The organism is Pseudaquabacterium terrae (assembly GCF_013266755.1).
Lineage (GTDB): Bacteria > Pseudomonadota > Gammaproteobacteria > Burkholderiales > Burkholderiaceae_C > Pseudaquabacterium > Pseudaquabacterium terrae.
Genome location: NZ_JABRWJ010000004.1, coordinates 227730 through 242639, shown reverse-complemented (window position 1 = coordinate 242639; position 14910 = coordinate 227730). Strand labels below are relative to the sequence as shown.

Here is a 14910-nt window from a genome sequence, read left to right as displayed (position 1 = left end):
ATGAGGTCCCCGACTCCCCTGCTCTCGCTGCGACGCCGCGCTCGACGACATCGTTGAGCGGGATCGTTGCGCTGCAGGCCCCAGGGGCCGACCCAAGGCCACGACACCCGTCGTGGCCTTCGTCATTCAGCCGAGCCGCGGCGGGTTTTCCTTCCTTCCCACCACCAGGAAAACCAATGACCGCGACGCTTGCTTTCGACCAGTACCCGACCGATGCACTGATGCGCGTGACGCAGCGGCCCGAAGCCGTGTTCGTGCGCGGCCTCGGCAGCTGGCTGTGGGATTCGACCGGCCAGCGCTACCTCGATTTCGTGCAGGGCTGGGCGGTCAACGCGCTCGGCCACGCGCCGGCGCTGATCACCGAGACCCTGGTGCACCAGGCCGGCCGGCTGATGCACACCGGGCCCGGCTTCTACAACGACCAGGCGATCGCGCTGGCCGCCGAGCTGACGCGCCTGTCATGCCTCGATCGCGTGTTCTTCACCAACTCCGGCGCCGAGGCCAACGAGGGCGCGATCAAGCTGGCGCGCAAGTGGGGCCAGCTGCACCGCCGCGGCGCGAGCACGATCCTGAGCTTCGGCAACAGCTTCCACGGCCGCACGCTGGCGACGATGGCGGCCAGCGGCAAACCCGGCTTCGATCGCCTCTTTCCGCCGGCGCTGCCGGGCTTCGTCAAGCTGCCGTACAACGACCTCGCCGCAGTGGAGGCGGCGATCGACGGCCACACCGTGGCGGTGATGCTCGAGCTGGTGCAGGGCGAGGCCGGCGTGGTCGAGGCCGAGCCGGCCTTCGTGCAGGGCCTGCGGCGCCTGTGCGACCAGCATGGCCTGCTGTTGATGATCGATGAGGTGCAGACCGGCATCGGCCGCTGCGGCCCGCTGTTCCTGCACAGCGCCTATGGCGTGCGGCCCGACGTGGTCACGCTCGGCAAGGGCCTGGGCGGCGGCGTGCCGATCGGCGCGCTGCTGGCGCGCGAGGCGACCAGCTGCTTCGCGCCCGGCGACCAGGGCGGCACCTACAACGGCAATGCGCTGGTCTGCGCGGTCGGGCTGGCCGTCCTGCAGCAGGTGGCTCGGCCGGCGTTCGGGGCCACCGTGCAGGCGCGCGGCGAGCAGCTGGCGCAGGGGCTGCACGAGCTGTCGAAGCGCCACCAGCTCGGCGCCGTGCGCGGCCAGGGCCTGCTGCGCGCGCTGGATGTGCCGGGCGATGCGGCGCCCGCAATCGTCGCGGCGCTGCGTCAGCGCGCCGATGCGAAGCGCCCCGGCCTGCTGCTGAATGCCGCGCGGCCCGGCACGCTGCGCTTCATGCCGGCGCTGAACGTCGGCAGCGGCGAGGTCGAGCTGGCGCTGGCGATGCTCGACGAGGTGCTGGCCGAGCTCACTGTTTGCGGCGGATGAAGCTGGCGCGCTTCTCGTCCTCGGGGTACTGGAAGCGGATCTCGCCCGAGCGCCAGGTGCCGAGCCAGACCATGTTCATCGTGAAGGCGTCGTGGTCGGCCTTGGAGAACGGGCGCTCGTAGGTCGTGACGACGCCGACGTAGGGCTTGTCGAGGTTCTCGAGCGCGTGCTTCAGGCTCGCGGCGCTGCCGTCGCCGCGGGTCTGGAACAGCGCGCGCAGCATCAGGTGCACCGCGTCGTAGGTCTGCGCCGCGGCCATCAGCGACGCCACGCTCTGGCTGCCGGCATGGCGCTTCAGGCGCGCGATGAAGGAGCTGCGGCGCTCGTTGGCCAGGTTCGGGATGATCGACTGGACCATCAGCGCACCCTCGGCCCCGCCGCCGGACTTGTCCCAGACGGTGCGGAACGACATCGGCCACGGGCCGTACATCAGCCCGTCGTACTTCGCGTCGCGGCGGGCCTGCGCCAGCACGGCGAGCTCCGGGCCGACCGAATAGCCGACCAGCGCCTGGGCGCCCGCCGCCTTGGCCGCCTGCACCTCGGCGGCAAGGCTCTGCACGCCGAGGTCGAAGCGCGCGGTGTACACCGGCTGCAGGCCGCGCTCGGCGAGAAAGCCGACGACGTCCTTGAAGCCGCCCTCGCCGTAGCCGGTGCGATCGGCGAACACCGCCACCTTGGTCAGCTTGCGGCGCTCGACGATGTCGTTGACGATGAACGCCGCCTGCACCCGGTCGCGCGGCGACAGGCGGAAGACGAAGCTCTCGGCGGCCGGATACTTGGCCGTCACCGCCGAGCCGGTCGACACCGGCACCAGCAGCAGGTGCTTGTTGTCCTGGAACACGTCGAGCGACTTCATCGCCACGCCGGTGTTGCAGAAGCCGATCGTGAACTCGACCTTCTCCTTCAGCACCAGCTCTTCGGCCACCGCGCGGCCGCGATCGGGATTGGCCTGGTCGTCGCGCGCGACCAGCTGCACCGGCCGGCCGAGAAAGCCGCCGGCCTCGTTGATTTCCTGCACCGCCAGCTCGGCGCCGAGCCGCGCGCTGGTGCCGAAGTCGGCCGAGCCGCCGCTGGCCGGGCAGATGAAACCGATGCGCAGCGGCGCAGCGCCCTGCGCTCGAACCAGTGTCGGCGCAACAGCCACCGCCAGCGCCGCCAGCGCCCGCAGGCAGAGATCCCGGTACCGCATGAGACTCACCCTTCGCACCACCACGGCGCATCGGCGCGCACGGTAGCGGGCGCCACCTTAAAGCCGCCTTGAAGCAGCGGCCGGTCAAGGGAAAGTCCCGAGGGGTGAAGTGCGCTCAGCGCATCGGGTCGTACCAGAGTTCACGCCGCGCCAGCGGCGTCTCGGGCGACAGGTACGGGTTGTCGATGCGGAACAGCCGGCGCGACTTCAGGTTCGCGCGTTCGATCAGCGCGCCCTTGTGGCGCAGGAAGTGCGCATCGAAGCTGCCGTCGCGGATCATGCGCTCGAGCCCGGCTTCCACGCGCGCCGCGAGCTTCTCGCCGCCGGCGCTGCGGCCGACGAAGAAGTAGCGGGTGTGCGGAAAGTACAGCAGCAGCCCGTTCTCGACCGCCAGCTCGGGCAGCTCGGCGCGGCGCTCGTCGACCTCGCGCAGCGCTTCGTCGACGCTGCGCGAGAAGAGCTCGAAACGGCGCGCCAGCAGCATGCGGAAGAGGCCTTCGTAGCTGTCGCCGGTGACCACCTCGAAGCCGCCGCGGCGCAGGATCAGCGTGTCGGTCCAGGTGACGAAGGAGCCGACGCTGAAGCGCTGCAGCTCGCCGAGCGTGCGAACGCCGTCGAGCCGGGCCTGGCTGTCGGCGCGGATCACGAACAGGCGGTAGCTGACCAGCCCCTTGTCGACCGGGATGCGGATCGGCAGCAGCCGCTGCTCGTGCTCGACCGAGGTCGAGCGGGCGAAGATCGTCACCAGCCCGCTGCCCTTGGCGATCTCGTCGGCGCTGCGGGCCTGGTTCATCGGCTCGGTCGACGGCTTGAGCTCGTAGTCGCCGTGGCTCGCGCGCGTGGCCTGCAGCGCCAGGCGCAGCAGCTCGTAGTCGTACTGGTACTGGCTGTCGGTCGCCGACACATTGCGGGGATAGATCACGACCTGCGCGAATGCTGCCGTGCAGCAGCACGGCACAAGCGCGACCATATGCGCGACGATATGCGCGACGATCCGGCGCAGGCTCAGCATGTCAGGCTCCGGCAAGATGGCGCGCCGATAGTAGCGCCGCCACGCTGGCACCCCCCCACCCGGGAGATCGATGCAGAACCGTCTCGGTTTGCGGCTCTTTCTGCTCGTCATCGTCGCCAGCGCCGTGCTGGCTCTGGGCAGTACCGCGTTCCAGCTGTACCGCGAGTACCGGCGCGACGCACAGGCCATCGACGCGCAGCTGGACCAGGTGCGCCTGAGCGCGCTCGACAGCCTGGCGGCGAGCCTGTGGTACTTCAACGACCAGCAGCTGCGGCTGCAGCTGGCGGGCCTGCTGCGCACGCGCGACGTGCAGTTCGTCGAGGTGCGCCCGAGCGACGGGGAGCCGATGGCCGTCGGCAAGCGGCCCGCCGGCGCGCAGATCAGCCGCGACTACCCGCTGCGCCACGGCAAGGACCAGCGCGCGCTCGGCACGCTGACGGTGGTGGTCGGGCTCGATGCCTTGTACGTGCGCCTGCTCGACCAGGCGCGGGTCATCGCGCTCGGCGAGCTGGCCAAGGCGCTGCTGCTGGCGGGGCTGCTGATGGTCGTCGTGCGCCACTGGGTCACGCGCCGCCTCGACCGCATGGCGGCCTATGCGCGCACGCTGAGCCTCGACCGCCTCGGCCAGCCGTTGCGGCTCGAGGACCGCCGCCCGGGCCGCGCGCCGGACGAGCTCGACGAAGTCGCCGCCGCGCTCAACGAGATGAGCGGCGCGCTGGCGCTGGAGCTCGAGCGCCGCAGCGCGATCGATGCCGAACGCGCGCGGCTGGTCGATGCCTTCGAGCACCACCGCTTCCTGATGCAGTCGATCATCGACAACACCTCGGCGATCATCTTCGTGCGTGACCTCGAGTCGCGGCTGCTGCTGGCCAACCGCCGCTACGACGAGCTGTTCGGCCAGGGCCGCGAGCTGATCGGGCGCACGGTGCACGAGCTGTTCCCCGATCGTGCGGCGATGCTGCAGGTCAGCGACCAGCGCGTCGTCGCCGCCGACGAGTCAGTGGAGTACGAGATGCCGGTCGACGTGGACGGCGACGAGCGCACCTACCTGACGGTGAAGTTCCCGCTGCGCGGCAGCAGCGGCGCGGTGTTCGGCATCGCCTGCATCGCCACCGACATCACCGAGCGCAAGCGCGACGACGCGCGCATCCGCTTCCTCGCCCACCACGATGCGCTGACCGGGCTGCCGAACCGCACGCTGCTGTGCGATCGCATCGAGCAGTCGATCAGCCAGGCGCGGCGCAACGATGCGCAGGTGGCGCTGCTGTTCGTCGATCTCGACCACTTCAAGAACATCAACGATTCGCTCGGCCACGGTGCCGGCGACCGCCTGCTGGTGGCCGTGGCCGAGCGGCTGCAGCATTGCCTGCGCGAGGGCGACACCGTGGCGCGGCTGGGCGGTGACGAGTTCGTCGTCGCGCTGCCGGCGCTGCACGACAGCGCCGACATCATCGCCATCGGACACAAGCTGCTGCGGGCCTTGCGCGCGCCGTTCCAGATCGGCGCCGACGCGCTGCACATGACCGGCAGCATCGGCATCGCCGTCTACCCCGACGACGGCACCGACGCCGAAGCGCTGATGCGTGCGGCCGACGCGGCGATGTACCACGCGAAGGAACAGGGGCGCGACAACTTCAAGTTCTACACCGCGAGCCTGAACGATGCGGCGCAGCGCCGGCTGCAGATCGCCACGCGGCTGCACCAGGGCCTGGAGCTCGGCGAGTTCGCGATGCACTACCAGCCGCAGGTCGACCTCGAGAGCGGCCGCATCTACGGCGCCGAGGCGCTGATCCGCTGGCGCATGGGCGACGGCACGGTGGTGGCACCGAACGAATTCATCCGCATCGCCGAGGAGACCGGCTTCATCGTGCCGCTGGGCGACTGGATCCTGGAGACGGCCTGCCGCGATGCGGTGGCCTGGCGCGCCTGCGGACGGCCCGAGCTGTCGGTCGCGGTCAACCTGTCGCCGCGGCAGCTGCTGCGCGCGGGATTCGTCGAGCACGTCGCCGCGGTGCTGGCGCAGACCGGGCTGCCGGCCGAAGCGCTGGAGCTGGAGATCACCGAGGGCGTGCTGCTGACGCGCAGCGACGAGACGCTGGCGCTGCTCGGCCGCCTGGCGGCGATGGGCATCCGGCTGGCGATCGACGACTTCGGCACCGGCTACTCGAGCCTCGCCTACCTGCAGCGGTTCCCGGTCAAGGTGGTGAAGATCGACCGCGCGTTCGTCGCGGCCATCGGCGACGACGCCGGCGACACGGCGATCGTCACCGCGATCATCGCGATGGCGCAGGGGCTGCGGCTGCAGGTCGTTGCCGAGGGCGTCGAGACCGACGCCCAAGCGGCGTTCCTGAAGAGCCGCGGCGCCTTCGCCGTGCAGGGCTGGCTGTTCAGCCCGGCGGTGCCGGCAGCGCAGTTCGCAGCGCTGCTCGAACAGCCGCCGTGGACCGCGGCGCGCGCCGATGCGGCCGTGGATGCCGGCTAGGCGCCGGCGGGATCCTATTCGCCCAAGTACGCGGCCCGAACCTTCGGATCGTTCAGCAGCGCCTTCGCGTCGCCGCTCATCGTCACCTCGCCGGACTCCATCACGTAGCCGCGATTGGCGAGCTGCAGCGCGCGGCTGGCGTTCTGCTCGACCAGCAGCACCGTGGTGCCGCGGCTGTGGATGTCGTTGACGACCTCGAAGATCTTGTCGACCATGATCGGCGACAGGCCCATCGACGGCTCGTCGAGCAGCAGCACCTTCGGCCGCGCCATCAGCGCGCGGCCCATCGCCAGCATCTGCTGCTCGCCGCCGGACATCGTGCCGGCGAGCTGGTTGGCGCGCTCCTTCAGGCGCGGGAAGATGCCGAACACCTTGTCGATGTCGGCGTCGATCTCGCCGTCGTTGCGCACGTAGGCGCCCATCTGCAGGTTCTCGACGATCGTCATGCGGGTGAAGGTGCCGCGTCCTTCGGGCACCATCACCAGGCCCTGCTTGACCAGGTCCCAGGCGCCCTGGCCGGCGATGCTGCGGCCCATGAACTCGATCGTGCCGGAGGCCACCGGCTGCGTGCCGGTGATCGCCTTCAGCGTCGTCGTCTTGCCGGCGCCGTTGGCGCCGATCAGGCTGACCAGCTCGCCCTGGCGCACCTCGAAGCTCGCGCCCTTGACCGCCTGGATGCCGCCGTAGGCCACTTTCAGGCCGGTGACCTTGAGCAGAACGTTGTCGTTGTTGGCCATCTGTGCTGTCCTCAATGCGCCTTGTGACCGGCGCCGAGGTAGGCCTCGATCACCTTCTCGTCGCGTTGCACGTCGTACGGCGTGCCTTCGGCGATCTGCTTGCCGTAGTCGAGCACCGTGACGCGGTCGCACAGGCCCATCACCAGCTTCACGTCGTGCTCGATCAGCAGGATCGTGCGGCCGTCCTTGCGGATGCGGTCGATCAGCTCGCGCAGCACGACCTTCTCGGTCGCGTTCATGCCGGCGGCCGGCTCGTCGAGCGCGATCAGCTTCGGATCGGTGGCCAGCGCGCGTGCGATCTCGAGCCGGCGCTGGTCGCCGTAGCTCAGCGTGCGCGCCTTGTATTCCGAGTAACGTCCGATGCCCACGTAGTCGAGCAGCTCCTGCGCGCGCCGGGCGATCGCTGCTTCCTCGGCGAGGAAGTGCTTGGTGCGCAGGATCGCGCCGATCAGGCCGGAGCCCGAACGCACGTGGCGGCCGACCATCACGTTCTCCAGCGCCGTCATCTCGGCGAAGAGGCGGATGTTCTGGAACGTGCGCGCGATGCCCGCCTTCGCAACCTCGTGCACCGCGGTGGGCACGTACGGTGCGCCGCCGAGCTCGAAACTGCCGGAGTCAGGCGTGTACAAGCCGGTGATGACGTTGAAGAAGGTCGTCTTGCCGGCACCGTTCGGGCCGATCAGGCCGTAGACCTGGCCCGGCATGATCGTGATGCCGACTTCGGACAGCGCCTGCAAGCCGCCGAAGCGCTTGGAGACATTGGCCACCTTCAGAACTGCTTGGCTCATTGTTGTTGTCCTCCTCAGCGCGTCGGCGTCGGTGCCGCCTTGCCGTGTTCTGGCGAGGGCCACAGCCCGCGCGGGCGCATCAGCATGATCACGATCATCGCCAGCGCGATCAGCAGCTGGCGCAGGATCGCGGCGTCGAGGCGGCCGTCGGTCAGGCGCTGCAGATCGAGCTCGCCGGCGACCCAACGCAGTGCCTCGGGCAGCGCGGCCAGCAGCACCGCGCCGAGCACGACGCCGGGGATGTGGCCGATGCCGCCGAGCACGACCATCGCGACGATCATCACCGACTCCTGCAGCGAGAACGACTCGGGCGACACGAAGCCCTGGAAGGTGGCGAACATCACGCCCGACACGCCGCCGAAGGTCGCGCCCATGCCGAAGGCCAGCAGCTTCAGGTTGCGGGTGTTCAGGCCCATCGCCTTGGCCGCGATCTCGTCCTCGCGGATCGCCATCCAGGCGCGGCCGATGCGCGAGCGCTCGAGGCGGTAGCAGATGATCACGCTGACGACCACCAGCGCGAGGAACAGGTAGTAGTACTTGGTGACGCCGGAGATCTCGAATCCGAACAGCTCACCCGGGCGGCCGAGGTCGATGTTGAGGAACGGGACCTTGGTGGTGTCGATCTGCTGCAGGCCCTTCGGACCGTTGGTGATGTTCACCGGGCGGTCGAGGTTGTTCATGAAGACGCGGATGATCTCGCCGAAGCCGAGCGTGACGATCGCCAGGTAGTCGCCGCGCAACTTCAATGTCGGCGCGCCCAGCACGACGCCCGCGACGCCGGCGATCACCGCGCCGAGTGGGATGACGAGCCAGATCGGCGAGTGCAGGCCGTTCGGGAATAGCTCCTTGATCGCCGGAAAGGTCTCCACCAGGTGCGGCGAGGCCATCAGCCCGAACAGGTACGCGCCGATCGCATAGAACGCGACGTAGCCGAGGTCGAGCAGGCCGGCGTAGCCGACGACGATGTTCAACCCCAGCGCCAGCAGCACGTACAGCAGCGCGAAGTCGATCATCCGGACCCAGAAGTTGCCGGCGTATTGCGCGATCAGCGGCAGCACCAGCAGGCCGACGGCCGCGAGCAGGAAGACGACGAGCTTGTTTTTCATGAGTGGTCTCCTGCGGGGCTCAGGCGCGATCGGCCACGCGTTCGCCGAGCAGGCCTTGCGGGCGCACGGTGAGCACGAGGATCAGCACGATGAAGGCGAAGATGTCCTGGTACTGGCTGCCGAGCACGCCGCCGGTCAGCGCACCGATGTAGCCCGCGCCCAGCGACTCGATCAGCCCGAGCAGCACGCCACCGACCACCGCACCGGCCAGGTTGCCGATGCCGCCGAAGACCGCTGCGGTGAAGGCCTTCAGCCCCGGCAGGAAGCCCATCGTGTGCTGCACCGAACCGTAGTTGGCCGCGTACATCACGCCGGCCAGCGCGGCGAGCGAGGCGCCGATGATGAAGGTGGCCGAGATCACCATGTCGGGCTTGACGCCCATCAGCGCGGCGACGCGCGGGTTCTCTGCGGTGGCGCGCATCGCGCGGCCGAGCTTGGTGCGGTTGACCAGGTACATCAGGCCGGCCAGCGTGATCATCGTGACCGCGAGGATCAGGATCTGCGTCACGTTGATCACCGCGCCGGCGATGAAGAAGGGCTCGGACGGCAGCAGGATCGGATAGGGCTTGGTGCTCGGCTGCCAGACCATCATCGCCAGCGTCTGCAGCAGCAGGCTCATGCCCATCGCGGTGATCAGCGGCGCCAGGCGCGGCGCATTGCGCAGCGGCCGGTAGGCGACCTTCTCGATCGTGAAGTTCAGGACCGAGCAGATGACGATCGCCGCCAGCAGCGACAACAGCAGCAGCAGCCAGCCCGGCAGCCCCGCGCCCTGCAACGCCATCACGACCGACCAGCTGGTGTAGGCGCCGACCATCAACACCTCGCCGTGTGCGAAGTTGATCAGGTTGATGATCCCGTAGACCATCGTGTAGCCCAGTGCCACGAGCGCATACATGCTGCCCAGCACCAGACCGTTGATGATCTGCTGCAACAGTGTTTCCATCGGCGGTCTCCGTTCGCGCCGCCGACAGTGGCGGACATCTTGTGGCGTTTAGCAAGAAGCCGGCCGCTTCGAGGCAGGGCCGGCTTCAGGCTGCGCGGAATTGTAGGAGGGGGTCTCCCAGAGAAACGGGGGGAGATTCCCGCTGGTCCGCCGAACTATCCGCGGTTGTGCTGGCGCTCTACCGAGGGTTCTTCGCCTGCGCGTTGCGGCGGCGGAATTCGGCCAGACGCTCGCCGATGCGCTGCTCGAGACCGCGCTCGGTCGGCTCGTAGAAGACCTGCGCTGCCATGCCGTCGGGCAGGTAGCGCTCGCCCGCCGCGAAGCCGTCGGCCTCGTCGTGCGCGTAGCGGTAGTCGCGGCCGTAGCCGAGGCCCTTCATCAGCCTGGTCGGTGCATTGCGCAAGTGCAGCGGCACCGGGCGCGTGCCGTCGGCCTGGACGAAGGCGCGCACCGCGTTCCATGCGCGATAGACCGCATTCGACTTCGGCGCCATGGCGAGGTAGACCACGGCCTGCGCCAGCGCCAGCTCGCCTTCGGGCGAGCCCAGGCGCTCGTAGATCGCGGCGGCCTGCAGCGCCAGGTCCTGCCCGCGCGGGTCGGCCAGGCCGATGTCCTCGCTGGCCATGCGGATCACGCGGCGCGCGACATAACGCGGATCGACCCCGCCGTCGAGCATGCGCGCCAGCCAGTACAGCGCGGCATCCGGGTCCGAGCCGCGAACCGACTTGTGCAGCGCCGATATCGCGTCGTAGAACTGCTCGCCGCCCTTGTCGTAGCGGCGCAGCATCTCGCCGAGGGCCTGCTCGAGCAGGGCTTCGTCGACCGGTTCGGTGCGGTCGGCGCCGGCCAGGTGCATCAGCGTCTCGTAGGCGTTGAGCAGCCGGCGCGCATCGCCGTCGGCATAACCGATCAGGCGATCGCGTGCCGCTTCGGTCAGCGGCGCTGCGTTCAGCGCGGCGCGGGCGCGTTCGATCAGCTGCACCAGCTCATCGGCCTCGAGCGGTTTCAGCACATGCACCGTCGCGCGCGACAGCAGCGCCGAGTTCACTTCGAACGACGGGTTCTCGGTCGTCGCGCCGATGAAGGTGAACAGACCCGACTCGACGTGCGGCAGGAAGGCATCCTGCTGCGCCTTGTTGAAGCGGTGCACCTCGTCGACGAAGACCACGGTGCCCTGCTGAGACGTGGCCCCCGAGACGCCTGCGGCGTCGCCCCCCCGAGGGGGGCCAGCCGACCGGGAGACCCGGATCGGCTGGGCGCGCCGGGCCTTGGCCTGGTCGACCGCCTCGCGGATGTCCTTGACGCCCGACAGCACCGCCGACAGCACGATGAAGTGTGCCTGCGACGCGCCGGCCATCAGCCGCGCGAGCGTCGTCTTGCCGACCCCCGGCGGGCCCCACAGGATGATCGACGGCAGGCGCCCGGTCTCGAAGGCGACGCGCAGCGGCTTGCCCGGCCCCAGCAGGTGGGCCTGGCCGATCACCTCGTCGAGGGTGCGCGGGCGCAGCCGTTCGGCCAGCGGCGCGTCGGGCGCCGGTGCGGCGGGGGCGGTTGGGACGCCACCTGGCGCCGGCTCGTCAGCGCCAAACAGGGACTCCTGAGCGGTCATGCCGGTCATTGTGGCAGCGCGAAATGCACCGCCTCCGGCCGTCTGTTCCTTGGATCCCGATGCCGCGCCGCATCGCAAACTGCCCGCCACGTCTTGAAACAGCTTTGAAGGATCCCGCCATGAGCGCCAGCACCGCGATCGAAACCTCGTCCGCCGCCTCTCCGGCGCTCGTCGGCGCCGCCGCTGTGCACGGAACGCCGCGCGAAGTGCTGTCCTTCAAGCTCGGGGCCGAGGAGTACGGCATCGACATCCTGAAGGTGCAGGAGATCCGCGGCTACGAGCAGCCGACGCGCATCGCCAACACGCCGGGCTTCATGAAGGGCGTGGTCAACCTGCGCGGCGTGATCGTGCCGATCGTCGACATGCGCGTGCGCTTCGCGCTCGCCGACGTCCGGTACGACGCGTTCACTGTCGTGATCATCCTGAACATCGCCGGCCGCACGATCGGCATCGTCGTCGACTCGGTCAGCGACGTGCTCGAGCTGCGCATCGACCAGATCAAGCCGGCCCCCGAGTTCAACGGCCAGATCGACTCGACCTACATCACGGGCCTCGGCACCGTGAAGACCGGCGATGTCGAACGCATGCTGATCCTGATGGACATCGAGCAGATGCTCAGCAGCGCCGAAATGGGCCTGATGGACATCGCGGTTCATTGACCGCCGCGGCCGGCCCCGCGGCCGGCTATTGCTCGATGACGTCGGCGCCCTTGGGCACGACGAAGCGGAAGCGCTCGTCGGCGATCTTCGGGTTCACCGCCACGTCCTTGAACTGCATCAGCGAGCGCTGGCCGAACGCGTCGACGATCTCCAGCGCCGCCAGCGCCTTGCCCTGGAAGCCGATCCGCAGCACCTGGATCGAGCCTTCCTTGACCTTCGGCGTCGCTTGCACCCAGTCGAGCCCGTCCTTGGCCGGCAGCGCCGCGAGCTCGAAATCCTTCTCGATCGCCCCGCCGGCGAGCAGCGCCACCGGCGTCGCGCCGAGCGCCTTCGACACCGGCCGCACCGCGACCTGGTTCAGGTCCGGGTCGTGCAGCCAGACCTTCTTGCCATCGGAGACGATCAGCTGTTCGAACGGCTTCGCGTAGGCGAAGCGGAAGCGATCGGGCCGCGCGAATTCGAAGCTGCCGCTGGAGGTCTTCTTCTTCGCGCCGTCCGGCGAGCTGACGGTCTGAGTGAATTCGGCGCGGCCGCTGGCCACGTCGCGCGTGAACGTGCGCAGCGTGTCCAGCGCATCGGCCTGCACCGTGCCGAGGGCGAGCGCCAGCAGCGCGCCACTGATCAGGGATTTCATTCGTTGTCGCGGCGCGGGACCAGCAGGTCCCGGTTGCCGTTGGTGGCCATGGCCGATACGAGGCCCGACTTTTCCATTTGTTCCAGCAGCCGCGCGGCGCGGTTGTAACCGATGCGCAGGTGACGCTGGACCAGCGAGATCGAGGCCTTCTTGTGCTGCAGCACGATGGCCACGGCCTGGTCGTACATCGCATCGGACTCGCCGTCGCCGTTGCCGCCACCGCCGCCACCCGCGCCGCCATCGAGATCCAGATCCAGCGTGCCGCCTTCGAGGATGCCTTCGATGTAGTTCGGCTCGCCCTGCGACTTCAGGTAATCGACGACGCGGTGCACCTCGTCGTCCGAGACGAAGGCGCCGTGCACGCGCACCGGCAGGCCGCCGCCGGGCGGCAGGTACAGCATGTCGCCCTGGCCGAGCAGCGCCTCAGCACCCATCTGGTCGAGGATCGTGCGGCTGTCGATCTTGCTGGACACCTGGAACGACAGCCGCGTCGGGATGTTGGCCTTGATCAGGCCGGTGATGACGTCCACGCTCGGTCGCTGCGTCGCCAGCACCAGGTGAATGCCTGCGGCACGCGCCTTCTGCGCCAGCCGCGCGATCAGCTCCTCGATCTTCTTGCCGACGACCATCATCAGGTCGGCCAGCTCGTCGATCACGACGACGACGAAGGGCAGGCGCTCCAACGGCTCGGGCGCCTCCGGCGTCAGGCTGAAGGGGTTCGGCAGCTTCTCGCCGCGCTCGGCGGCATCGGCAATCTTCTTGTTGTAGCCGGCCAGGTTGCGCACGCCCAGCTTGCTCATCAGCTTGTAGCGCCGCTCCATCTCGCCGACGCACCAGTTCAGCGCGTTGGCGGCCTGCTTCATGTCGGTGACCACGGGGCACAGCAGGTGCGGGATGCCCTCGTAGACGCTCATCTCGAGCATCTTCGGGTCGATCAGGATCAGGCGCACGTCGCGCGCCTCGGCCTTGTACAGCAGGCTCAGGATCATCGCGTTGATGCCGACCGACTTGCCCGAGCCGGTCGTGCCGGCGACCAGGCAGTGCGGCATCTTCGCCAGGTCGGCGACGACCGGCGCGCCGATGATGTCCTTGCCCAGGCCCATCGTCAGCTGCGACGCGGCGTCGGCATAGATCTGCGAGCCGAGGATCTCCGCCAACCGGATCGTCTGCCGCTTGGCGTTCGGCAGCTCGAGCGCCATCGTCGTCTTGCCGGGGATCGTCTCGACGACGCGGATGCTGACCAGCGACAGCGAGCGCGCCAGGTCCTTCGCCAGGTTCACGACCTGCGCGCCCTTGACGCCGGTGGCGGGCTCGATCTCGTAGCGCGTGATCACCGGGCCCGGCGACGCGGCGACGACACGCACCTCGACGCCGAAGTCGCGCAGCTTCTTCTCGATCAGGCGCGAGGTCATCTCGAGCGACTCGGGCGTCACCGACTCGACGCGACCCGGTGCCGCATCGAGCAGGTCGACCTGCGGCAGCTTGGTGTCCGACAGCTCGACGAAGAGCGGCTTCTGGCGCTCCTTCGCGACACGCGTCGACTTCGGCACCTCGACCATCGTCGGCTCGATGACGATCGGCGCATGGTCCTCGACCTCGGCGCGGTCGACCTCGACCACCTTCTCGCGTTCCTTGACCGCGCGCTCGCCGATGCGCTTGTCCTCCTGCTGCTCGCGCGCGGCGCTGCGACGCGCGCCGATGCTTTCGATCCAGGCGCCCAGCCCGTCGGCGACCCGTGTCCACGAGAAGCGCAGCGCGAGCGACAGGCCGAGCACCAGCACCGCGATCCACAACACGCCCGAGCCGGCGAAGCCGAGCCACTTCATCGAGGTGCCGCCGGCGACGATGCCCAGCACGCCGCCGGCCTGGCCGCCCGGCAACCCGGCGTCGAAGCGGTACAGGCGCGTCCATTCGAGCGCGCAGCTGGCCAGCATCAGCAAGCCGAGCCCGCACCAGAACACCCAGCGCGGCGGCAGCGTCGGGTCGGGGGCGCTGCCGCGCAGCCAGCGCGCGAGCCCGGCCAGCCAGGATCGCAGGCTGACCAGCATCAGCCACCAGGCCGAGTAACCGAACAGGAAGAGCACCAGGTCGGCGGCCCAGGCACCGAGCAGCCCGGCGCGGTTGTGCACCGAGATGCCACCGCCGGAGGTCGAGAAGCCGGGGTCGGCCGCGTCGTGCGTCACCAGCGCCAGCAGCGCGATCAGCCAGATCACGGCCGCGGCGATCAGCGCGAACTGGCGCGGCCAGCGCATTGAGCCGGCGGCGCTGCCCGAGCGTGCGTCGCGGGCACTGCCGAGGCCGGCCGCGCCTTCGGCGCGCAAGGAACCGAGCGGAAAGGTCATGCGCCGGATTGT

Annotated in this window: 12 protein-coding genes; 3 read left to right on the top strand and 9 right to left on the bottom strand. The window is 69.4% G+C overall.

The features are described from left to right. Window positions 1–176: 176 nt before the first annotated feature. The gene (locus tag HLB44_RS13750; RefSeq protein WP_173123354.1) at window positions 177–1397 is read left to right on the top strand and encodes an aminotransferase class III-fold pyridoxal phosphate-dependent enzyme; all 1221 of its coding nucleotides are present in this window, start codon (window positions 177–179) and stop codon (window positions 1395–1397) included. Here the strand turns inward: HLB44_RS13750 and HLB44_RS13745 are convergent. Both HLB44_RS13745 and HLB44_RS13740 read right to left on the bottom strand, forming a co-directional pair. Continuing rightward, window positions 1378–2586: an ABC transporter substrate-binding protein gene (locus HLB44_RS13745; RefSeq protein ID WP_173123352.1), complete on the bottom strand. Its 1209-nt coding sequence runs from the start codon at window positions 2584–2586 to the stop codon at window positions 1378–1380. The two genes, HLB44_RS13750 and HLB44_RS13745, sit on opposite strands and share 20 nt — an antisense overlap. A gap of 115 nt (window positions 2587–2701) precedes the next feature. Next, window positions 2702–3598 (bottom strand): hypothetical protein, encoded by an 897-nt coding sequence (locus HLB44_RS13740; RefSeq protein ID WP_246312254.1) that lies wholly within the window; start codon window positions 3596–3598, stop codon window positions 2702–2704. A 70-nt stretch (window positions 3599–3668) separates the two neighbouring features. Between HLB44_RS13740 and HLB44_RS13735 the strand changes: the two genes are divergently transcribed. Next, entirely contained in the window at window positions 3669–6080 is a 2412-nt protein-coding gene (locus HLB44_RS13735; protein WP_173123350.1) for a bifunctional diguanylate cyclase/phosphodiesterase, read from the top strand. A 14-nt stretch (window positions 6081–6094) separates the two neighbouring features. On the opposite strand, the gene HLB44_RS13730 is transcribed toward HLB44_RS13735, so the two are convergent. From HLB44_RS13730 to HLB44_RS13710, 5 genes are all read right to left on the bottom strand, one after another. Beyond that, a complete protein-coding gene (locus tag HLB44_RS13730) occupies window positions 6095–6817 on the bottom strand; it encodes an ABC transporter ATP-binding protein (protein ID WP_173123348.1) in 723 nt (240 codons plus the stop codon). 11 nt (window positions 6818–6828) lie between these two features. After that, the gene (locus tag HLB44_RS13725; RefSeq protein ID WP_173123346.1) at window positions 6829–7605 is read right to left on the bottom strand and encodes an ABC transporter ATP-binding protein; all 777 of its coding nucleotides are present in this window, start codon (window positions 7603–7605) and stop codon (window positions 6829–6831) included. 14 nt (window positions 7606–7619) lie between these two features. Then, entirely contained in the window at window positions 7620–8711 is a 1092-nt protein-coding gene (locus HLB44_RS13720) for a branched-chain amino acid ABC transporter permease (protein ID WP_173123344.1), read from the bottom strand. A 19-nt stretch (window positions 8712–8730) separates the two neighbouring features. Then, a complete protein-coding gene (locus HLB44_RS13715; RefSeq protein WP_173123342.1) occupies window positions 8731–9654 on the bottom strand; it encodes a branched-chain amino acid ABC transporter permease in 924 nt (307 codons plus the stop codon). A gap of 178 nt (window positions 9655–9832) precedes the next feature. Next, window positions 9833–11263, bottom strand: a complete 1431-nt coding sequence (locus tag HLB44_RS13710; RefSeq protein WP_173123340.1) for a replication-associated recombination protein A — start codon at window positions 11261–11263, stop codon at window positions 9833–9835. A gap of 119 nt (window positions 11264–11382) precedes the next feature. Here HLB44_RS13710 and HLB44_RS13705 point away from each other — a divergent pair, with 119 nt between their 5' ends. Continuing rightward, a complete protein-coding gene (locus HLB44_RS13705; protein WP_173123338.1) occupies window positions 11383–11922 on the top strand; it encodes a chemotaxis protein CheW in 540 nt (179 codons plus the stop codon). 25 nt (window positions 11923–11947) lie between these two features. Here HLB44_RS13705 and lolA read toward each other — a convergent pair whose 3' ends face one another. Further along, the gene (lolA, locus tag HLB44_RS13700) at window positions 11948–12556 is read right to left on the bottom strand and encodes an outer membrane lipoprotein periplasmic chaperone LolA (RefSeq protein WP_173123336.1); all 609 of its coding nucleotides are present in this window, start codon (window positions 12554–12556) and stop codon (window positions 11948–11950) included. After that, complete coding sequence (locus HLB44_RS13695; protein WP_173123334.1) at window positions 12553–14898, bottom strand: DNA translocase FtsK; 2346 nt, start codon at window positions 14896–14898, stop codon at window positions 12553–12555. The genes lolA and HLB44_RS13695 overlap by 4 nt, the downstream gene beginning before the upstream one ends. Between the last annotated feature and the right edge of the window lie 12 nt (window positions 14899–14910).

What these genes read in the sequence shown, in the direction of transcription:
- HLB44_RS13750 (WP_173123354.1), top strand. Translation starts at nt 177, where the DNA reads ATGACCGCGACGCTTGCTTTCGACCAGTACCCGACCGATGCACTGATG.
- HLB44_RS13745 (WP_173123352.1), bottom strand. Translation starts at nt 2,586, where the DNA reads ATGCGGTACCGGGATCTCTGCCTGCGGGCGCTGGCGGCGCTGGCGGTG.
- HLB44_RS13740 (WP_246312254.1), bottom strand. Translation starts at nt 3,598, where the DNA reads ATGCTGAGCCTGCGCCGGATCGTCGCGCATATCGTCGCGCATATGGTC.
- HLB44_RS13735 (WP_173123350.1), top strand. Translation starts at nt 3,669, where the DNA reads ATGCAGAACCGTCTCGGTTTGCGGCTCTTTCTGCTCGTCATCGTCGCC.
- HLB44_RS13730 (WP_173123348.1), bottom strand. Translation starts at nt 6,817, where the DNA reads ATGGCCAACAACGACAACGTTCTGCTCAAGGTCACCGGCCTGAAAGTG.
- HLB44_RS13725 (WP_173123346.1), bottom strand. Translation starts at nt 7,605, where the DNA reads ATGAGCCAAGCAGTTCTGAAGGTGGCCAATGTCTCCAAGCGCTTCGGC.
- HLB44_RS13720 (WP_173123344.1), bottom strand. Translation starts at nt 8,711, where the DNA reads ATGAAAAACAAGCTCGTCGTCTTCCTGCTCGCGGCCGTCGGCCTGCTG.
- HLB44_RS13715 (WP_173123342.1), bottom strand. Translation starts at nt 9,654, where the DNA reads ATGGAAACACTGTTGCAGCAGATCATCAACGGTCTGGTGCTGGGCAGC.
- HLB44_RS13710 (WP_173123340.1), bottom strand. Translation starts at nt 11,263, where the DNA reads ATGACCGCTCAGGAGTCCCTGTTTGGCGCTGACGAGCCGGCGCCAGGT.
- HLB44_RS13705 (WP_173123338.1), top strand. Translation starts at nt 11,383, where the DNA reads ATGAGCGCCAGCACCGCGATCGAAACCTCGTCCGCCGCCTCTCCGGCG.
- lolA (WP_173123336.1), bottom strand. Translation starts at nt 12,556, where the DNA reads ATGAAATCCCTGATCAGTGGCGCGCTGCTGGCGCTCGCCCTCGGCACG.
- HLB44_RS13695 (WP_173123334.1), bottom strand. Translation starts at nt 14,898, where the DNA reads ATGACCTTTCCGCTCGGTTCCTTGCGCGCCGAAGGCGCGGCCGGCCTC.